The organism is Aminobacter sp. P4_D5, from assembly GCF_056401815.1.
The window spans coordinates 1-827 of record NZ_JBFUIP010000546.1 but is presented as its reverse complement, the minus strand read 5'-3'; the positions used below and the strand labels follow the sequence as shown (position 1 = coordinate 827).

The window sequence follows — 827 nt, the reverse complement described above, 5'->3', positions numbered from 1 at the left end:
ACGTCGCGAAGAGCTTGGCGCCGCGGATGGTGATGCCGGAGCTGTCCTCGTCGACGATGCGGGCGACCATGTCCTCCGCGCCCTCGCCCTGGTCGCCGAAGGCTTTGGAGCGGTCGCCCTGCACGTTGTTGATGACGTAGGTGAGGAAGAGGTCGCTGCTGCGGGCGTATTCGTACCAATCGCGGAAGGCCTTTCCGCGCGCGGGGTCGTGCCGGTCGAAGACCTCGGCGCCCATGTACTGGGCGGAGACGGAGGAGGCGACGTGGTCGGGGGAGCGGCCGAGGAAGCCGCAGGTCAGCTCGGCCCATTCCACCAGCGCCTTCCGGCGCTCGACCATCTCGGCATGGCTGCGCGGGTGCTGCCAGGCGCGGTTCACGCGACGGCCGCCGCCGAGGTCGAAGGTCATGCGCTCGATGCTCTCGGGGCGGGCCTGGTGGTCGTAGAGCATGGCCGCCGAACCCACGGCGTTACGGTAGGCCGGATGGGTGGTGACGTCGCCAACCATCTGGCCGTTGAGATACACGGCCCGCCCGTCGCGGACCGCGCTGAGGTGGTCGGTCCCATTCTTGACGATCGGCTGATACGTGCTGGTCATGGGCCGTCCTCCCGTGCATGCCCAGGCTTAATGCCTAGTTAACGAAGCTATTGCAAGAGATGGTCTGCTGTCGCAGGCTGGCCGCCGGCCAATTCGGGGAAGAAGCGCCCATGCAGATCGAGATCCGCCGCTGGATGACCGTCGTCGAGAACAAGATGGTCGAATCCGGCCGTCCCGACGATCTGCCGCTGCGCAAGGTCGGCGTCATCGCCGTCGTGAAGAACCCCTATGC

General features: G+C 66.7%; 2 protein-coding genes. One reads left to right on the top strand and one right to left on the bottom strand.

Features of this window, described 5'->3' with window-relative positions; all coding sequences use genetic code 11:
* Window positions 1–595: 4-hydroxyphenylacetate 3-hydroxylase N-terminal domain-containing protein (locus tag AC1DWF_RS33400; RefSeq protein ID WP_476842790.1), on the bottom strand; the 595-nt coding region annotated here is incomplete at its 3' end.
* A 59-nt stretch (window positions 596–654) separates the two neighbouring features.
* Here AC1DWF_RS33400 and AC1DWF_RS33395 point away from each other — a divergent pair.
* A partial coding sequence (locus tag AC1DWF_RS33395; RefSeq protein WP_476842791.1) for an amino acid synthesis family protein occupies window positions 655–827 on the top strand: 173 nt, incomplete at its 3' end.